The 17,006-nt window shown below is 59.2% G+C and carries 13 protein-coding genes and 1 pseudogene; 12 read left to right on the top strand and 2 right to left on the bottom strand.

What is annotated here, in order from left to right; translation table 11 throughout:
- Together Q2941_RS36445 and Q2941_RS36440 are read left to right on the top strand one after the other, a co-directional pair.
- Positions 1-155 (top strand): annotated as a pseudogene (locus Q2941_RS36445) (TauD/TfdA family dioxygenase); the annotation flags it as partial.
- 386 nt (positions 156-541) lie between these two features.
- Positions 542-1,771, top strand: a complete 1,230-nt coding sequence (locus Q2941_RS36440) for an aminotransferase class V-fold PLP-dependent enzyme (RefSeq protein ID WP_458195506.1) — start codon at positions 542-544, stop codon at positions 1,769-1,771.
- Between the two features lie 604 nt (positions 1,772-2,375).
- Here Q2941_RS36440 and Q2941_RS36435 read toward each other — a convergent pair.
- Positions 2,376-3,134: a phosphocholine cytidylyltransferase family protein gene (locus Q2941_RS36435; RefSeq protein WP_458195505.1), complete on the bottom strand. Its 759-nt coding sequence runs from the start codon at positions 3,132-3,134 to the stop codon at positions 2,376-2,378.
- 226 nt (positions 3,135-3,360) lie between these two features.
- Positions 3,361-4,287: a phosphoenolpyruvate mutase gene (gene aepX / locus Q2941_RS36430; RefSeq protein ID WP_458195504.1), complete on the bottom strand. Its 927-nt coding sequence runs from the start codon at positions 4,285-4,287 to the stop codon at positions 3,361-3,363.
- A gap of 803 nt (positions 4,288-5,090) precedes the next feature.
- Between aepX and tssA the strand changes: the two genes are divergently transcribed.
- The 10 genes from tssA to icmH all read left to right on the top strand — a co-directional run bounded on the left by tssA (position 5,091) and on the right by icmH (position 17,005).
- Entirely contained in the window at positions 5,091-6,698 is a 1,608-nt protein-coding gene (gene tssA, locus Q2941_RS36425; protein ID WP_458195503.1) for a type VI secretion system protein TssA, read from the top strand.
- Positions 6,699-6,732: 34 nt separating this feature from the next.
- Positions 6,733-7,224, top strand: a complete 492-nt coding sequence (tssB, locus tag Q2941_RS36420; protein ID WP_458195502.1) for a type VI secretion system contractile sheath small subunit — start codon at positions 6,733-6,735, stop codon at positions 7,222-7,224.
- Positions 7,225-7,229: 5 nt separating this feature from the next.
- Entirely contained in the window at positions 7,230-8,729 is a 1,500-nt protein-coding gene (tssC, locus tag Q2941_RS36415; RefSeq protein ID WP_458195501.1) for a type VI secretion system contractile sheath large subunit, read from the top strand.
- Positions 8,730-8,744: 15 nt separating this feature from the next.
- Positions 8,745-9,161 (top strand): type VI secretion system baseplate subunit TssE, encoded by a 417-nt coding sequence (gene tssE / locus Q2941_RS36410; protein WP_458195500.1) that lies wholly within the window; start codon positions 8,745-8,747, stop codon positions 9,159-9,161.
- Positions 9,162-9,165: 4 nt separating this feature from the next.
- On the top strand, positions 9,166-10,917 hold the full coding sequence (tssF, locus tag Q2941_RS36405; RefSeq protein WP_458195499.1) for a type VI secretion system baseplate subunit TssF: 1,752 nt from the start codon (positions 9,166-9,168) through the stop codon (positions 10,915-10,917).
- Positions 10,881-11,867 (top strand): type VI secretion system baseplate subunit TssG, encoded by a 987-nt coding sequence (gene tssG, locus Q2941_RS36400; protein WP_458195498.1) that lies wholly within the window; start codon positions 10,881-10,883, stop codon positions 11,865-11,867. The genes tssF and tssG overlap by 37 nt, the downstream gene beginning before the upstream one ends.
- Before the next feature lie 597 nt (positions 11,868-12,464).
- Positions 12,465-14,201, top strand: a complete 1,737-nt coding sequence (locus tag Q2941_RS36395) for a type VI secretion system-associated FHA domain protein (protein WP_458195497.1) — start codon at positions 12,465-12,467, stop codon at positions 14,199-14,201.
- On the top strand, positions 14,198-14,704 hold the full coding sequence (gene tssJ / locus Q2941_RS36390; RefSeq protein ID WP_458195496.1) for a type VI secretion system lipoprotein TssJ: 507 nt from the start codon (positions 14,198-14,200) through the stop codon (positions 14,702-14,704). Before Q2941_RS36395 ends, tssJ begins: the two co-directional genes overlap by 4 nt.
- Positions 14,705-14,769: 65 nt before the next feature.
- Positions 14,770-16,140 carry a type VI secretion system baseplate subunit TssK gene (gene tssK, locus Q2941_RS36385; RefSeq protein ID WP_458195495.1) on the top strand — a complete coding sequence of 457 codons (1,371 nt, stop codon included), beginning with the start codon at positions 14,770-14,772 and terminating at the stop codon, positions 16,138-16,140.
- Positions 16,133-17,005, top strand: a complete 873-nt coding sequence (gene icmH / locus Q2941_RS36380; protein WP_458195494.1) for a type IVB secretion system protein IcmH/DotU — start codon at positions 16,133-16,135, stop codon at positions 17,003-17,005. The genes tssK and icmH overlap by 8 nt, the downstream gene beginning before the upstream one ends.
- Position 17,006: the final 1 nt, after the last annotated feature.

Raw genomic sequence — 17,006 nt, 5'->3', positions numbered from 1 at the left:
GATCTGGGACCACGCAACATTATGCGATCAACGATTACGGCGACCAACATCGCGTCGTTCGTCGGGCCACCATTGATGGTGACGTGCCCGTCAGCGTCGACGCCCGGTGCAGCATAACGAGATCAAGGCCACCAAGCAGTCGCCCGCGGAGCTAGCTGTGGCCTTGGGTCGAAAACTGCCATGAGGGGTGACGCCAATTGGAGCGGAATGCGTCAGCAGCGACGTGAAGCGTCCGCCATACGCAACGGCCTCTATGCTGCGCGGAGCGTAACGGGCGGCTTCGCGCCAATCTTTGGGGTGACCATCCAGAACAAGGCCAATCGCAGCATTTTACAAGTGCGTGCAACTGCCGATATCCCAGCGGAGGCGACGCTGCTGCGGCATCGGATTGTCACGGCGCCGTCATCTTTGCTCTGTTTCCCTTGGTCTGTTCGTTGCCCAGCGTGAAGCGCGTGAGATGCCTTTGATTGAGACAATTTCGTCCGAGCGCCGGTCGATGCTCAAAAGCCTCGGTGCCGCGCCCTCCATGTTGGAACCGGGGATGACGGCCGAGGGCATGCCGAAGCAGCCGACCGGGTCGTTGGCCGCAATCGCCACCGACGAGTCCTATTGGCGAGCCGTGCGCGGGCTCTATGCCGTGACGCCGGATGTGGTCAACCTGGAGAACGGCTTTTGGGGCGTCATGGCCGAGCCGGTGCGGCGTGAGTTCATCCGCCAATCCGACATGGTCAACTACGAGAATTCCTACTATGCGCGGCAGCGCTCGGGGGTGGATTTCGAGGCCGTCCGCGCCAAGGTGGCGGAGGCGGTGGGCGCTGCGCCCGAGGAAATCGCGCTCACGCGTGGGGCGACCGAGGCGCTGCAGCTCCTCATAGGCGGCTACAACAGGCTCAAGCCAGGCGACACCGTGCTCTACGCTGATCTCGACTACGATTCGATGCAGTATGTGATGAACGCGCTCAAGGCGCGGCGCGGCGTCGACGTCGTCAAGTTCGCCGTGCCGGAGCCGGCGACCCGGCAGGCCGTGCTGGACGTCTACTCCCGAGTGCTCGAGGCAAGCCCGAAGGCGAGGCTCCTACTCCTTACCCATATCAGCCACCGGACGGGCCTCGTTATGCCGATCGCTGAGATCGTGCGTATGGCGAAGGCCAAGGGGATCGATACCATCGTCGATGCGGCCCATTCCTTGGGGCAGCTCGATTTCAGGATGGGGGAGCTCGAGGCCGATTTCGTCGGCTTCAGCCTGCAGAAGTGGATCGGCGCGCCGATCGGAGTGGGCTTCCTCTACATCAAGAAGGACCGCCTCGCCGACATTGACTGCGACATGGGAGACGAGGACTTTCCGGAGAGCGACATCCGCTCGCGGGTGCACACCGGCACGGTCAATTTCGCCACCGTGCTGACGGTGCCTGCCGCAATCGCACTGCACCAGGAGATCGGCGCGGCCGCCAAGCAGGCCCGCCTGCGTTATCTGCGCGACTACTGGGTGAGTCGTGTCCGTCCGTTCAAGGATATCGAGATCCTGACGCCTGATGAGGCCGGTATGTACGGCGCCATCACGTCCTTCCGCTTGGCCGCTAGGACGAGCAAGGACGACAACAATGCCATTGTGGCGAAGCTCAGGGACGGCTACAAGGTGCACACCGTGCGCCGGGCGGGTGTCGCCAAGGGGCAATGCATCCGCGTGACGCCGGCGCTCTATACCGAGGAGGCGCATCTCAACAGCCTGGTCGAGGCGCTCGCCGTCATCACCGGCACGAAGGCAGGATGAGGCCCGCCGGTTCTTGAATAAGGTCGCCCCATTACGACTGGTAGATTCCCGGTGAGTCTGGAGCGCCCCGGTCCTTGTTCACGACCCAGCCGAAGCAACTTCAATGGTGGCTCCGCCTTTCGCCAGCAGCGGCTGCCTCTCCGGTCACGGTCACTCGTAACAACCACGTCTTCGAACCTCACGGTGGCGGCAGTGCCCGAACGCGAAAAGCCGAAACATCCGTCGCGCCAACATGGCACTACTCCTGAGTCGATTGATTGCCTATACAGGCGATGCATAAGTGGGCGTCCATTTACCATCGCGATCTAGGTGTTCCAATCGTTGGAAGGCAAAAATTCAAAAAGGCGAATGTGACCGGGACCTATCTAGGCTTCCTATTGGCAACCCTCGGACCTCGAGTCTGCGTGCTAGGACCCGTCGAGGTGATCAGACAGTACAGGGCATAATGTCGGAGGCGAGGCCAATTCTATTTGCTCGGCGAGAGTGCCGGCAGAACAAAAATGAGTACCTCCGGCAGTTGTAGAGTACTCTGGATCAAGGCGATCTTAGCACAAAGACCTTCGACTTAGCCTCAGTCTCATACGCGAGGGCCGAAGGTGTTTGCTCAGGCGAAGATGCGCTCCGCAATACGCAGATCCTCGGTGCTGTCGATTTCGTACCATCGGAGATTGTCGCACCGCGCCGCCGCTAGCTGTAAGCCGCGCTTGTCCACCAGATAGGCAAGAAGCTCTTCTGTGTAAGTCTGCGTAGCTCCAGCCACGATGATATCGTCAAGTGCGGGTACGATCGTTGCCCTTAGAGTTGATCCTGAAAATCGAAGCAGGTTCATCGTCTTGAAAAGTCGTGGGCCATCCGAGACAAGGTTCGCTGCGGTCTGCTTCATGCGAAAGCCTGAGATGAAGCCGGCATCTGACAACAAAACTGCCGAACCTTCCATCAATTCATCGAAGGGAGCAACTGCAGCTGCGTCGTTCGCTGTGTTCATCATCAGGTAGCGGAGAGCATCCTCCTCGAAAAAGACGTCGCCTTCGAGAAGAAAGCAGTCTCCGTGAAGAAGCGCCTCGCGCGCTAACCATAGGGAATAGGCGCTGCCGGTTCGGTCAAAGACAGCCGATTCGACATAGATAATTTGGAGGTCGCCGAAGCGGCTGCCGCAGGCATATTGAATTGCGTCCTTGCGGTAACCGACGACTATGGTCACCTCTTTCACGCCGACGACTTCCAAATTGCGGAGAGCGTTATGAAGGATAGGAATGCCGTTAACCTCGACCAACGGCTTCGGACAAAGATCGGTCAGCGGCCGAAGGCGCGAGCCGAAGCCGGCGGCAAGAATGACGGCTTTCTTGGGAGCATTAGTAGTCATTTCATTCCTGCATGTTAAGCACTTAGACGAGCCGCCTCAGAACGGTTTCGACCTCTTGGGTAGAACTTCGAGGGTCGAATATCTTCCCGTCGCCTAAGTACGAGCCCGGTCTCCGCAGGTAACGTGTTCGGCTATCGTTGAGATACCGATCTCGGGTATCCTCACGGGAGCGGAAGGTCGAGATAGAGTAGAGCCACCCTGCACCGTAGCGGCATGCGCAACAACGTCAGGGTAGCTGAAGATATCGTGCTTCAGCACGGGCAAGTTCGTCATACTTCAACAAATCAAACACTTCGTCGAGCGTCGCAATATGTGGCTCAATGCCAGCAATGCCTTCTTCAGCAATAATGCGGCCACAAACGTGCCGCATCGCCGCTATTGCGGCTCGTACCGAGTGATTGGCCCATATCACTGCGGAGATGGCGGCATCACGATATACGGAGACTGGTGTTCGATAGTATTTCGTTGGAACGATCACAACAGGCAGGCAATTCTGCCAGGCGGTCGCGAACGAGAGGATCTCGTCGGCGGTGCTCTTGCGAGAGTGGATAAGGATAGCATCGGCTCCCGCGTCAGCGTAAGCGTGAGCGCGCAAAATTGCTTCGTCCATGCCGTGGCCGCCGATCAGGGCTTCGATCCGAGCAACGAGGACCAGGTCGTCCGCGACTGTATCCTTCACGGCCCGCAGACGGCCGGAGAATTCAGTGATATCCGCGAGGGGATGCCGCTCACCAACAAATGAGTTCGTCTTCGGAAAACAGCTGTCCTCGAGCGCCACGCCAGCCGCGCCACGTTGACGGAGTTTGCTTGCCAAGAGGCGTGCATTATTGAAGTTCCCGAAGCCGCCATCGCCGTCAACGAGCACAGGAAGCTCGGTCGAGTCCACGATACGCTCGACCACGTCGACGACTTGGCTCCATGAAGCTTCGTTGGCATCGCGATAGCCGAGAGAGCAGGCAATCGACAGCCCCGACGCCCAGAGACCTTTAAATCCCGCATGCTTGGCGATTGCGCCAGAGAGTCCGTCATGCGCTTCCATGAGGAAGGAGAGCTCGTTATTGGAGCAGACCTGAGCGCGCAGCGTTTCTACGGACGACGAGACAGCCGATCGGTGAGGGCCGTTATCGAAGACATATTGTGGTTGATGTTGCATGCCGAAATCCTTGCAGGTACGTTGGACCTGCCGACGTTCATTGGACCTGCCGACGTTCATCAACCGAGAGGTGACATGTTTCTGTCACGCAGATCAATTGCTAGCGTTGGTAGTTGACTGAGGCACAAAATTGTTGTGTCGCAATCGAATTGATGCGGGACGTCGCGGCTGCCGCCTGACAATAATGCGGCGTGCGATCCTTGGTGGGCAGAATCCAAACGACACGCGCTCGATCAGTGTCAATTTGCTCACCGAGTCTGTCGTCGCCGCATTAATGTTGATCGTGGCAGTCTTCGCGTTGTTGAAGCCCCGCGCCGGGCGCTAAGCAAGTTCCTCGCATTTGTAGGACCCTTCGGGTTGCTAAGGCCGTTCGAATGGTCGAATTAACGACGGGCTGTCACCGTCGACAGGGATCATGACGGCACCTCAAGATTGTACAAAAGCTGCCGTGAGTCAGTGTTTCAGGAGCATGCCAGAAGCATGCGATCCTCTACGGAGCTCAATAGGCGCTATGAGCAAGCACCTGTGAGGTCGAGATCAAGCGTCTCTAATGCCGATTGTCGAAGTTGCGACAGGATGTCGGGCCCGACACGTCAGCTTGAGCAGATATTTTTACAAATCAAGCACTCGCAATTGGCACGAGCCTTGAAGGACGGATGCCATCCAGCACCGCCTCCATAATGGATCGGAGTGATGGCTTACAAGATTGGCGCTTCTCATTTCACTGGATGCGGCGGGTATGAATTCGATCGCTCCAACGTCGCTATGCGCCTCGATGCGCATCCGCGCACGAGTTTCTCGACGTGATCGAACACACAGGCATAGTAGCTCGTGCCGCCGCCGATGCGCGCGCGCTCTACGGCGCCGCGCCTGTGCCGGGCGCCGTGCCTGCCGGCGCTGACGTCCGTGATGCGGCCGACTTTGAGCAGCTCGAAGCCGAGGTGCGGCGTATGGATGCCGACGGACCAGCCGCGGTTGATTGGCGGAAAGTCAGGAAGCTGTCGCTTCATATCCTGGCGAACCAGTCAAAAGACATTCTGATAGCCTGTTGGGCTATCTATGGTCTCTTTCGCATCGAGGGATATCAGGGTCTTGCCGTGGGATTAGCAATCTTGCGCGGCATGATGGACGTACATTGGGATGGGCTCTATCCCCCGATCAGGCGGGAACGTGCACGGGTTGGAGCGGTCGATTGGCTCGTTGGTCGCCTTGGGCCGGCTGTGGCCGAAACTGCGCCGGCTGAAACCGATTATCCGGCGGTGCTTGCCGCCTATGACGCGCTTGATGATCTGGATCGCCAGTTCGGCGAGAAATTGGTCAACGAGCACGTTGCCTTGGGCGAACTTTTCCGTGCGCTGAAGCCGCAGTACGAGAAGGCCAAACGCGCGGCCGCCGAGGCGGCGGATCGTGTGGCCGACGGGGCCTGTGCTGTCGAAGAGAGCTCGGCCGCGCAAGCGGAGGCATCACCGCCGGCTGGCTGGGTTCAAGAGGCGGCGCCAGATCTGGCGGTACAGGCCGGCGTCGATCATTGGGCCGACTTTGCGGAGGAGCGTTTGCCGGATATGCTCCGGCAGGCAGCTGCCGCCATGCGCGTCGCCTCGGTAGCAAACCCGAAGGCCTATCTGCTCAATCGCGTCGGCTCGTGGATGCGTTTTGACGCGCTCCCGCCCGACTCGGGTGGCCGCACCGAGGTATTTCCGCCCGCCGACAGCATCGTCGCGTTAGAAGCAAAAGTGGTGGCCGGTCAGCAGGCCGATGTCGTGAATTTGGCCGAAGAGATCGCCTGGACAGGACCGTTCTGGCTCGACGCTCACCGGCATGCAGCCGAAGCGCTGGAGCAAATGGGGCCGTCATTTGAGTCAGCGGCCAGGGTGGTACGTGGGGCGGTGACCATGCTGGTTACACGCTATCCGCGGATCTTGGAGTTTCATTTCAACAACGGCAGGCCGTTTGCAGATGACGAAACGCGTGCCTGGGCAGCCGCGGTGATAGACGCGACGACGACCCCTGATCTCGCGGAGGAAGCAGTCGCTGACGCATACAAGCTCATCGGCAGCGGGCAACCGCAGGCGGCGCTGGAGAGGCTATCGCGTGCGCTGGATGGCGCGAGCGGCGAACGTGCGCGTTTCGTCGGCCAGCTTGCGCAAGCACGTTTCTGCATCGAGACCGGATTCGTCACGACCGCCGTCCCACTGCTCGAGCACATTGAAGGGGTTGTCGCAAAGCGCGACCTGGAAAGTTGGGAGCCGGCGCTTGCGCTTGAGGCTGCCGAACTGCGCTTCCGCGCAATGACCCATTCCGAGTCGCAACAGATGATCGACGAACATCGCCGTCGGCTCGCGCTGGAGCAGATCCGAACTCGGGCAGCACGGATCGACATCGCGCGGGCGAGCCGCCTCGGTCGCGGATGAGTTCGTCAAAGCCAAAGGGTTAACGAGGGCTCATATGGCACAGGAAAGCTCGGTCGCTCCGAAGGAGCGCATTAATATCCGTTTCAAGCCGGCAACCGGCAACCTCAAGGAGGAAGTCGAGCTGCCGCTCAAGCTGATGGTTTTGGGCGACTTCACCGGACGGATCGATGACTGTCCCATTGAGGACCGCGAACTCGTCGATATTAACAAGGACAACTTTGACGAGATCGTCAAAGGTAAGAAACTGAGCCTTGACATCTTGGCTGAGAACAAATTCGACGAATCGCCTGGGGGCGGCAAGCTCTCAGTAACGCTGAAGTTTGAGAGCCTGAAGGATTTCGAGCCCGAGCGTGTCGCGCAACAAATTTCAGAAGTTCGAGCGTTGACCGAATTGCGCGCAGCCCTGATCGCTCTGAAAGGCCCGATTGGTAACGCGCCTAACTTCCGCAAAGCCGTCCAGAACTTGCTCGAAGACGACGGCGCTAGGCCGCGGCTACTCAGCGAGCTCATCAGCAAGCCGGAGTAAGTTGCATGAGCGACGCTACCATGGCTGATGCAAGCGTGCAGCAAACCGCCGAAGTCACCACTACGACCACTGAGCTTTCGCTGCTTGATCAGGTTCTCGTTGAAACCAATATCAGCCCACGCGACGAGGGGTACGACCTCGTCCGCCGGGGTGTCGCAGCTTTTCTTGCCGAGCTCATCAAGCCGGGGCGGGCCGATGGAAAGATCAACAATGCTCTCATCGATCAGATGATCGCGGAGATCGATCGGAAGATCTCGGCTCAGCTCGACGCCGTGCTGCATACCGATGAGTTCCAAAAGCTCGAGTCGGCGTGGCGCGGCCTCAAGTTCTTGGTCGACCGAACCGATTTCCGTCAGAACATCAGGATAGAACTTCTCAGCGTCAGCAAGAATGAGCTGCTCACCGATTTCGAAGACAGCCCGGAGATCGTCAAGTCCGGTCTGTATAAGCTCGTCTACACAGCCGAGTTTGGCCAGTTTGGCGGCCAGCCCGTCGCAGCCATGATATCGGCCTACGAATTTGCCAATTGGAGCGAAGACGTTAAGCTCATGCGCTACATGAGTGCGGTGGGCGCCATGTCGCATTCGCCAGTCATCGCCTCGGCCGGGCCTGACATGTTCGGCGTCGAAAGACATGAGGAGATTGCCAATCTCAAGGACCTGCAATCGATTTTCACGGGGCCGAAATATGCCAAGTGGAATTCGTTCCGCGAGAGCGAGGACGCTCGCTATTTCGGCTTGACGCTACCGCGCTTCCTGCTGCGCTTGCCCTATGGACCCGAGACGGTTCCGGTAAAGAGTTTCAACTATCAGGAAGGTTCGTATGGCGAAACTGACAACTATCTGTGGGGTAACGGCGCCTTTGCTTTTGCAACCCGCCTGACCGACAGCTTCGCCAAGTATCGCTGGTGCCCAAACATCATCGGCCCACAGTCGGGTGGGGCGGTGGAGGACCTCAATCTGCATACCTATGAATCGATGGGGCAGTTGCAAAGTAAAGTACCTACGGAGGTGCTCATCTCGGACCGGCGCGAGTTCGAGCTCGCCGAACAGGGCTTCATTGCGCTGACCATGCGGAAGGGCTCGGACAACGCAGCTTTCTTCTCGGCCAATTCCGTGCAGAAGCCGAAGTATTTCGGTAACAACCAGGAAGGGAAGACAGCCGAGCTCAACTACAAGCTTGGTACCCAGCTGCCCTATATGTTCATCATCAACCGGTTCGCACACTATATCAAGGTGCTGCAGCGTGAAAACATCGGATCGTGGAAGAGCAGGGAAGAGCTGCAGAGCGAGCTCAACAACTGGATCCGCCAGTATGTTTCCGATCAGCAGAATCCGTCGGCAGATGTCCGCTCGCGCCGTCCCTTGCGCAAGGCGGAGATCGCAGTTGAAGATGTCGAAGGCGAACCGGGCTGGTATCGCGTCGGCATATCTATCGTCCCACACTTGAAGTACATGGGCGCGGATTTTGCTTTGACGCTAAAGGGTAGGCTCGACAAGCAATAAAGGCGTAGGCAGGCGATGTTCGACCGCAGCCTTATTGAGCGCTTGGAAGACGCCGCCGAGACCATGGTCCCGTCGCAGAATCATTTTTCGTTCGCCCGCCTCCAAGGGAGTATCCTGGAAAACCTTCGCTGGATCTTGAACTCGCGCCAGGGCTGTTGTGAGACGCGGCCCGACTACGGCATGCCGGATCTGAACGACGCGATTGGGCATGGCGCTGAAGCGGTTCGCGCTGTCGCTCGTACGCTCAAGCAGGAGATCGAGACGTTCGAACCCCGACTGGGGAATGTTTCGATCCGATTTCATGCCGATCCCGACAAGCCGTTACAGCTGATGTTCCATGTAACCGCAACGGTGAACTACAACGACCAGGTTGAGCGCCTCTCGTTCGATACGATCCTGAGCGACGACCGGCACGTCCTCTTGAGGGGCTGAAGCTGTGGCCCTCAATCCGTATTACGAAGATGAACTGTCCTATTTGCGCGAGCTCGGCTACGACTTCGCGGAGGCCAATCCGGAGCTCGCTCCCTTTCTCGGGCGTAATGCGACCGATCCGGACGTAGAGCGGCTCTTGGAAGGCTTCGCCTTTCTCGTGGCACGGCTGCGCCAGAAGCTCGACGACGAATTTCCAGAATTCGTCCATGACCTGTTGCGAATGGTATGGCCACAATATCTTCAGCCCCTGCCGCCCATTACGACGCTGGCGTTTGCCGTGAAGCCATCGGCGAGCGCCGGGAGTGTGAACGTTCCTGCTGGCACAAGTATCCGCTCGCGTCCGATAGAGGGAACGAATTGCGCGTTTGTCACCTGCTACCCAATTGACGTGCTGCCGCTGGAGATCGATGACGTCGAGCTCGAGAACCGGACGAGTTCGGCCCGCCTCACCCTCGCTGTCAAGGCTACCGGTCGGCAAAGCCTGGCATGTCTTCGGAAAGGCCGGCTCCGGCTCTTCTTTTCAACGGAACGAGAGCCGCAAGTAGGTCGCTGTCTATTGACCTGGCTGTGCCGCCATGTCACGGGAACGACGGTCACCGTGGGGGATCAACAGGTCGTTGCCGCCATTCGGCGAACACAAATCGCGCCAGTCGGTTTTGGCGATGATGAGGCGGTTTTGCCCTGGCCATCGAACGGGTTTTCAGGATTCCGGATCATTCAAGAATATCTGACTTATCCCTCGAAGTTCCTCTACGTCGAATTGTCCGGTCTCGAACCGGCCGGGATCCAGACAGAAAGCGAATGCAAGCTCAGCATCGAGTTTCACCGTCCTTTCCCCGCGCAATTGCGTGTAAGCAAGGATCAGATTCGTTTGAACTGCACGCCAGCCGTCAATGTCTTCAGCCACGAGGGGGTGCCGATCCGCCTGGAGCGGAAGAAAACGGAATATCGTGTGCTTTCCTCCGGGGGACCCAACTTCAGCATCCGCTCCGTCGATCGCGTGACCGGCCACGTGCAAGGGCACCCGGAACGCATCGAGTTCGAGCCGTTCGGTCTGTTGCGCCACGATCTGCCCGGCGACGGTCGCAACCGAGCTTACTTTCGCCAGCGCATTCGTCCCGCAGTAGTCGGCCGGGGCATCGATCACTATGTGAGTTTCGTTGATCGGCTCGACATCACCCAACATCCTCCGATCGAGGTCGCCTCGCTTCGATTGACCTGTTCCAACGGGCCCATCGCCGAGGGGCTACCGGTTGGTGCGGTGGATCAGCCTTCCTCCGACACGCCTCGCCCGGTCACCTTCTCCAACATTACCGGAGTCGTTGCAGAGGTGCCACCACCGATCAATGACGGCCTGTTGCGGCGCCTGACGGCCAATCTGGCACGCAATTACGGCTCTATGGTCAATATCGATGCGCTGCGGACCGTTATTTCCAGCTACGATTTCCGTGCGGTGTACGACCTTCAGGCGCGCCGTCGCCTGGAGCTGTTACTCGAGGGCCTCGACCGGATCGTGACCACCGATACGGATCATGTGGTGCGCGGCGCCCCGATCCGGATGCGCAACATCGAATTGGCGGTGACCGACAGCAAGATTGGCGGTGAGGGCGAGTTGTTTCTGTTGGGCTCGGTACTGGATGCCTTCCTCGCCACCTTCGCCGGCATCAACATGCTGCACCGGTTTTCGGTCCGCGGCACGGAGAGCAACGCGCACTACACATGGCCAGCGAGAAGCGGAAACATCACGCCGTTCTGACTGCGCCCGACGATGTCAAGGGCCTCGCGACTTACGGATTTTTCTCTCTCGCAGCCCTTCTTGAACGGCGCTTCAGCGATGCTCCACCAATCGGATCCACCGACGATCCCGCGCGCGAGGCCGTGCGCTTCCGCGCGGCGCCAATGCTCAGCTTTCCCGCCGAAGAGATCGCGGAGGTCAGGAAAGTGAAAGCCGCCGGCGAACGGCTGGAGGTGTTCGTCAATTGCCTGGGGCTGCACGGCCCATCGTCTCCGCTACCCCCCGTTTTCACCGAACGCGTCATGCACGGGGAGGGTACTGGAGCGCTCGGCCAGTTTTTCGACTTTTTCAATCACCGTCTGATTAGCCTGCTGCTGCGAATTTGGCAGCACTATCGCCACCATTTGCGCTTCGAGGAGGGAGCAACAGATGCGATTTCGGTGCTGGTCGGTGCGCTTTTTGGGCTCATGCCTGCGGAAAACACCGCTGATGAACGGGAATGGCGGGCACGGCTGCTGCCTCATGCAGGTCAGCTTGCCTTGTACAGCCGATCGGCACCGCTCGTAGCCGGCGTCATTTCCAACCATTTGGGGATTCCGGCCCGGGTTGAAGAATTCATTTGGCGTGAAATCGAGATTCCGCCAGAAGCGCAGTGGCGTCTGGGTAGCCCGGATGTTCATCTCGGCTTTGATACTCTTGCTGGCGAAACGATGCCGGACATCATGGGCAAATTTCGGCTTTGTCTCGGACCGCTCAATCAGCAGCAGTTTTTGTCGCTGCTGCCCACTCGCGAGGCGCACGCTATCCTTTGCCGTTTTATGAGTGCGCTTTTGCGCGAGCCGCTGGCCTGGGACCTCAAGCTAGAACTGGCACGCGGAGAGATGCCGGAATGGGTTCTCGGTGAAGGAGAATTGGGCTGGACGACATTGATCGATCCTCCCAAGGCGACAGAGAGCTCAGTTCTGTTGTGATTGTCATCGCAAGTTCATTCGGCAGGTTCGATGTATTGAAGTCCGGCGCGCTCGCTTCTACCAAGCCTTCGTCTTGACAGATAGAAAGGACGAACCCAGGAGGGGCCGCAGGCATCCACCGCCGAAGTGGCCGTTGCCGATCCCGCAAGGATCGACGTCTCTGGCCAGACGAAGTCATGGTGTCCCAGGTTGACGCTTGTCCAGTATCTGACAGCCATAGGCCCTCTGTCACGTTCAGAACACCGGCCGCGATTTGCTGCGCCCATTTTTCTAGGCCAATCAGTAGCTTGAAGAGCGAGAGCCGTTGGCACGGCGGTTGCTAGCAGGATGCCGCAAGACTGAGAGAGGGTTTGTGTAGGCGGACACGCAGGACGAGCGATCCTCTTCTTCTCTTGCACCCGTGTGGCTCGCTTCTGGGAGGGAAAGGTCAGTGCGTCCCTCACCGTGCCTGAGAGACACAAAAAGCAAATGAGCGCGCGAACCGGTCGATCGACCTCACAATATGGTGGAAGGGAGGTAGCTGGGCGCCTCGCACAAGTCTCGTCTGGCGGGCGCATACGCAGGCGCGCTGAAAAGTGAAGTCGAACAAGGCGTGGGATGCATCTCATACTCGGAATTATCGGAGAGAACGCGCAAGCCCTGGGCCGAAACGCAATCCAGACGTTCGGACCGGAAGGTGGCGTTATCGGCCGGGGACTTGGCTGCAACTGGCAGCTTCCGGATCCAACCAATACTCTATCGGCACGCCATGCGCAGATCGCCTTCAACGGTATCGGATTCTCCGTCACCGACACCAGCACTAATGGCGTCTACATCAACACCATCGACGAGCCGTTGGGACGCGGCAACACGGCACCGTTGGCCGATGGTGATACATTATACATGGCAAGTTACATCATTTCGGTCATGATCGAGTACGATCCTGACGAGAAACGTCAGCAGCTCGGGCTAACAGGTTCGAACGCCGTGCGCATCGGTGGCGCAGCGCCGGCCGTGCCGTCGCCTTCAGTCGCGCAGGAGCTGGCCGATGTGCCCCTTACGGCTCCCGGGCTGTTGGGCAGAGATACAGATCTTCCGCTCGATCCGTCAACCGCGATCGACGGGTGCCGGTCGTCCTCCCATCCGGCTGCGGAAGAGAGGCTACAGGCGGTCGTTTCACCACAGGTGCGCGATCTATTGTGTCTCCTTGAAGACGAGGTTCCCGCCAAGGACGCGGGATCAGCCGAGCCAGATCTGCTCGCAGACTTGCCTCGGATGGCGCGACGCTCGAGAATTGCCGACACGGCGATGCCGTCCTTGCATGCGCGGCTGCGCGAACCTCCTTCACGTCCGGTGCCACAGGCTGAGACATTGCATCGGCCGCCTACACTACTCAAGGAAAGTTGGACCGCACCGTCGATTGGCCGTCCTGCACCGATTATTCCAGAGGACCTAGACATTGCCGATCTATTGCCTGGAGGGGGCTCGTTCAGAGTGCCGCCTCCGCCGGCATTGGAGGCGAATTCCCACCTCGACGCACCGAGCGCCCCGCTTCAGGTCGCGTCCAATCCGATCAGTTCCGCTTCTGCCGATCGTGGACCATTGAGCGCTCCCGATGCATCGGATGTGCGTCCTCGAGAGCGCAGGCTCGATGGGGCGGCGATGATAAACGAGCAAGCAGCGGGAAGGTCGATCGACGCTCCAGAGGTTCACGAGGCAACGTGCTTTGCAGCCTCACTTTCCCCCGCGTCATCGCCGGCAGAATCGGATGAACTCCAGGAGTTCTGGAACGCATTGGGGATCGATCCGGGGAGTCTGCCGTTGGCGCAGCGCCAGGAGGTCCTCGCTGAACTCGGCCGCGCGATCGCCGAAACGGCCAACGGTCTGCAATCTATTCTGGCCGCGTGGACCAAGGTCAAGAACGAACTTCACATCGAGGCGGCACGGGGACGCGCGGACGACAACAATGCATTCAAGTGCATGAAGAGCGGTCATAGCGCGCTGCGCGAGGCGCTTGCGAAGGATCATGCTTTAATGCCGCTTTCCCAATCGGTCCGTGAAGGGTTCTGCGACATCAAGGCGCACGAGGTCGCGGCCATAGCGGCGATGCGTGGGGCGGTCAGCAATGTCTTGACGCATGTGAGTCCACAACGGATCGAGAGTGATGGTGCCAATAGAGGTCTCTTCGGCGCGCGCATCAACAAGGCCAACCTGTGGGACCGGTTTGTCGCGCTGCACGCATCCATGGTCAATGACATTGATCGGACTGCGCGCACCTATATCGCAGAAGAGTTTGCCCGAACCTACAACACGCGGCTCTCGGCACCTAGTTCAAGCGAGCGGAACGCGACATGACGGCGCCGCCGACCAAGTTTCAACGGTTGTCTCTCGTTGGCGGAGCATTCCTGGCGGCCGCCGCGGTGGCCAGCTGCTCGATCGATAAGACCTTGAAGACAACGCCACTCAAATTCGTCATCCACAGCGATCCGCTCGTCAATCAGAACACGCGAGGTGAGCCGTCGCCTGTTGTCGTGCGAATTTATGAGCTGAAGTCGACGACGAATTTCGACCGGGCGCAGTTCTTCGAGCTGTTCGACAACGACGCCAAACGTCTCGGGCCCGACCTGGTGGCTAAGCGCGAGACTGAACTCAAGCCTGGCGAAAAATACGATCTCGAGCGCAATACGCCTATTGAAACTCGCTATATCGGCGTGATCGCCGGTTTCCGACTGGGTAACGAGGCGCAATGGCGATCAACGACCGAAATCAAACCCGACCGGGACAACACGATTTTGGTGAAATTGACGGCGCATGCGATCAGCGTTGAAGCCAGCCAAAGCTGGTGGAAAATCTTCTGATCGCCTCTGTCGCTGTCGAGTCGAGGCTCTGAGCAGATCCCGGTTTTTGGAGTTCACAAGGCGACATGGCGATGTCTGTGACGAGTAAACCGATCTGGTCGGAAGGCATGTTGGTGCGGCCGCAGCACTTGCAGCAATACGACCGCTGGGTCGAGCAACTGCTCGAGAACCGCCTCGCCGGTCTGGTCGCCCACGGTTGGGGTGTTCGGAAGATCGCCTTCGATCGCGGCTGCCTCGCGCTCGGGCAGGTTGTCCTCACCGAGTTCGAAGCCATTATGCCCGACGGTACTGCGCTTCGCTTGCCTGAGCACGGCCAGCTTCCACCTGGACGAACACCTCCAGCTGCGGCGAAGAACTTGCCGGTGAAGATCGCTGTGGCGCGGCGCCGGCACGCCGGCAATGAACTCTCTCCCGGGGACGTACCTTTGAGCCGTCACCGTCAGGCGGTTCTTCAGGTCCGGAATGCGACTGCGCCTGAGAGGCCTCCTGTCGATATCGATGTTGCAGCGCTGACAACGCATCTTGTGTTCGACGGTGAGGAGCAGGGCGAGCTGATTACGATGCCTATTGGTCGCATCCACGAGATCGATTCGGCCGGCGCCATTACGTTGACCGACACCTACCTCCCGCCGGCCCTCGATATCCATGCGGTCCAACCGCTAATTGCGCTGTTGAACGAGGTCAGGTCGCTGCTTCGGACCCGCGCTGAGGCCCTTGCTGCGCGCGCCGATCCGTCCCGCTTGAGGGCAGATAGCGCGGGACTGATTGATCTTGTCACATTATCCATCGTGAATGGCGCCGAAGCGGTTTTCGACCATTTCGCAGCGACACGCGGACATCATCCTGAAACTCTCTTCCGCACGCTGCTCGGCCTCGCAGGACAGCTGTCGAGTTTCGCCGGTGACCGTCGTACACCCGCAGCTATGCCTGCCTACTGTCATGAGGATCTCGAACCTGGCTTCACAGCTCTGGTACGTATCCTGCGCGAGCTCTTGTCCGTCGTGATTCAGGGAGCCGCCGTTTCGCTCCCGCTGCAGGACCGCGGTTATGGCATCCTGATCGCTGTCATTACCGATCGCGTCTTGTTTCAGGATGCTCGCTTCGTCCTTATAGCGGTGGCGAGTGTGGCGACCGAGACGCTGCGCATCCAACTTCCCGCACAAATGAAGGTAGGCTCGGTCGAGCGGATTCGAGATCTCGTCAATCTTCAGCTCCCGGGTATTCCTGTTCATGCACTGCCTGTGGCACCGCGCCAGATACCCTACATCCAGAACGCCGTTTATTTCGAGCTCGATCAATCGGTGGAGCTGTGGCGCACCCTGCCGCGCTCGGCGGCCTTTGCTTTCCACGTCAGTGGTGACTACCCGGATCTGCATCTCGAATTCTGGGCCATCCGCGGAGGACGTGTGGCTAACCAGGCTGAAACACATGGATGAGCCCACAGTCATTGGACGCAGACCGCTCGGTCCAACCCGTCATGTTCAACGCGACCAATCGGCCCTTCGCGTTCCGTCCACGGTCGCCGCAGCGACGTTCCCCGTCACGCCATCACCCGCACCGGGCGAAGTGCGGATCGCCAATCATGCTGAAATTGTCGCACAAAGTCTGTTCGAGCCAACGGCGCTGGAAGACACTTTGGTTGCGGCTGCGGCACCGATCTTTTTGATTGTCGCCCAGCTCCGCATGGTCGAGAACGCCGATATAGCGGCGATGCGCCGCGGAACCGTCGAGCAAATTCGTCGCTTCGAAGAGCGGGCCATCAAAAATCAGGCGAGTCGCGGCGATGTCAACGCCGCGCGTTACGTCATCTGCGCGCTGGTCGACGAAGCTGTGATGACCACACCATGGGGCAGTGAAAGCGCCTGGAGCGACAATAGCCTGCTCAACCAGTTCCATAACGAGACGTGGGGCGGCGAAAAGGTCTTCCAGATCGTCGAGCGCGTCCAGGCCGAGCCCACCAAATATCTCGCGCTGCTTAAGCTCATCAATCTCTGCTTGCTGATGGGCTTTGAAGGCAAATATCGCATCATGGATGGAGGGCGCGAGCAGCTTGAAGACCTCCGTTCGGAGGTCCATCGCCTTTTGGGGAAATACACCACCGCGCCGCCCGCAGAACTCTCGGGCGAATGGCGTGGCGTCAAAGCCCGCACCGGGCTGCGCACTTACGGGTCCTTGTGGACTGTTTTCGCCATTGCCGCTTTTGTGATGCTCATCGGCTACATCTTTTTCCGTTGGCGCCTCGGAAACCAAATGGCGGACGTCGAGCAGTTGCTCGTGTCGATCGGCCGCTCAGGGCTTTAGG

The organism is Bradyrhizobium sp. UFLA05-153 (assembly GCF_054185185.1).
The sequence above is the reverse complement of the archived record's forward strand: the minus strand, read 5'-3'. Positions and strand labels throughout refer to the sequence as shown.